2 protein-coding genes and 1 pseudogene are annotated in these 2,233 nt (G+C 41.1%); all 3 read right to left on the reverse strand.

The genetic code is table 11. From position 1 onward, the window contains the following. The coding region (locus AAC037_RS23695; RefSeq protein WP_339906113.1) for a glycoside hydrolase family 97 N-terminal domain-containing protein at positions 1-265 on the reverse strand (265 nt) is incomplete at its 3' end. Between the two features lie 65 nt (positions 266-330). Next, the gene (locus AAC037_RS23700; RefSeq protein ID WP_339906115.1) at positions 331-1,233 is read right to left on the reverse strand and encodes an NAD(P)-dependent oxidoreductase; all 903 of its coding nucleotides are present in this window, start codon (positions 1,231-1,233) and stop codon (positions 331-333) included. Between the two features lie 147 nt (positions 1,234-1,380). Further along, a pseudogene (locus AAC037_RS23705) lies at positions 1,381-2,177 on the reverse strand (PQQ-dependent sugar dehydrogenase). Positions 2,178-2,233: the final 56 nt, after the last annotated feature.

Raw genomic sequence — 2,233 nt, forward strand, 5'->3', positions numbered from 1 at the left:
AATTGACCTCAGTTTCTTCAATCCCTGTAATTTCAAGGTTTTGATCAATTAAAGTGGCGTTGGATAACTCAAATCCCAACAAAGATTTTTCAACGATTTCAGTGCCCTCATAAAATGCTTGGTAATACAATAGGGAATCTTCGAGCAGCAATTCATACTTGTATTTTCCATTTGGACTGCTTACCTGCACATTTTTAGGGCTTGAGCAAGCCATAAATGCTAGGGCCAAAATAAAAATTCCAAAAGAGCTAAAAAGGTTTTTCATTGGGGAATAAGGATTATTGGTGAAAATCGTTTCTAATTGAGCAAGGCTTGTTGTTCAGAGAAGGGTCATTCCCACTTTACATATTTTTGCCAGTTGTGTTCTTCTTTGAAGCCCAACACTTCACGTATTTTTTTATTTGAAAACAAGGCCTCGTGTTCTTCCAGCTCACGAGTAATGGGAACACCCGGAAAAAACCTTTCCGCCAATTCTTTGCTTGGAATCACCGCCCCATTGTGGTCATTTCCAGCATTGAAAACCTGATAACCAAGCCCGTCTTTTTCCAAGCATAAGTCCACAATTTGTCCTAAATCCCTGGCATCAATATAACAGAAGGCGTTCCTTCTGCGCACTTCAGGGTTTTTAAAGTAATGCGGGAACAGCTGCTCATATTCATGAGGTTCTATGACATTTCCTATACGGAGCGCATAAATATCAACGCCTGAACGCCGCTGAAAACTGCGTGCGGTTTTTTCATTCACCACCTTAGACAAGCCATAACTGTCCATGGGATCTACATCATAATCCTCTTCCAACGGCAGGGACTTGGGGTCAGTTGGGCCATCTGAGAAGCAGACACCATAGGTAGTTTCTGAAGAGGCAATGATGATTTTTTTAATGCCAAGTTTTACCGCCGCTTCTATTACATTGTAGGTACCCATGGTATTGACTCGAAAAGTCTCATTGTCAGGGTTAATTAAGATTCTGGGAACAGCAGCAAAATGTACTATTGCATCAAATTTTGGCACACCATTTCCCGGCTCCAATTCATCTAAGGCGGCATAGGAACTCATGGCATTGAACATTTGTCCGGAATCTGTAATGTCTGCTATCAGGTTGTCCACCCCGGGATGATCCAAAGGTTTTAAGTCTACATTCATTACCCGATGGCCTTGAGCAAGGAGGTAAGGAACCACGTGTTTTCCTGCTTTGCCGGATCCACCGGTAAAAAAGATTCGCTTTTCAGTCATTTTTGTTATTGTTAATTAATGATATAATTTTTGACAACCAAATATAGTTATGAGATAGGTTTCCTGATTCAATTCAATCCATTTAGTAATTGGGATCGACTATTCAGCGAATAACAGGATTACCTTATCAGTTGCGGAGCTACCGGTTTATTGTGGAGTGATCCTTAAAATTTTGTCTGGTTGGTTGAGTACCACATATAAGGCTCCATCGGGACCAAATTTTAGGTCTCTAACACGGCCATATCCTTTTAAGATCATTTCTTGGTATTCCACTTTATTGCCATCGATGGGTAGTCTTCGCACTTCCTCAAAGGCAAGAGCACCTATAAATAAGTTGTTTTTCCATTCGGGAAAGAGGGGGCTGTTCGAAAATTCAGCCGGAGAAATCGCTATGGATGGATTCCAGTATATAACGGGCTGCAACATTCCTTCCTGATTTGTTTGGTCGGATACAACGCTACCGTCATAGTCTATTCCATAGGTAATATCAGGCCAACCATAATTGCCTCCTTTCTTTAAGATGTTCAATTCATCACCTCCCATAGGGCCATGTTCTGTAAACCAGATGTCACCCGTCTCAGGGTGTTGAGCGATTCCCTGCACATTTCTGTTTCCTCTTGTAAACAATTGAGGCAATGCATCGGCTTGATTAATAAATGGATTGTCATTGGGAACACTTCCATCAGGATTGATGCGGGAGATCTTAGCAACCCAGCTTTGTCAAATAAAAACCTGCATCCCCATCTATTTCCATTTGTAACCAATAGTTTATTAGGTACTTCAAACAATTTTTCTTCGGCTATCCAGTTGTTATTCTTAATTTTACCCCTCACAATTTTAGTCATAGCTGGGGCAGAAGCATCAGTAATTCGCTCAGGTGCATAACTAAAAGCCAAGTAAACCCATCCATTTTCTTTGTATTTAGGATCTATCGCAATATCCATGTAGCCACCGGTTTTAAATTCCTGAGATTGGGGGACTCCTTTAACAGGCTCTTCCA

The sequence above is a fragment of the uncultured Cyclobacterium sp. genome (genome assembly GCF_963976465.1).
In the GTDB taxonomy this organism is placed as follows: domain Bacteria; phylum Bacteroidota; class Bacteroidia; order Cytophagales; family Cyclobacteriaceae; genus Cyclobacterium.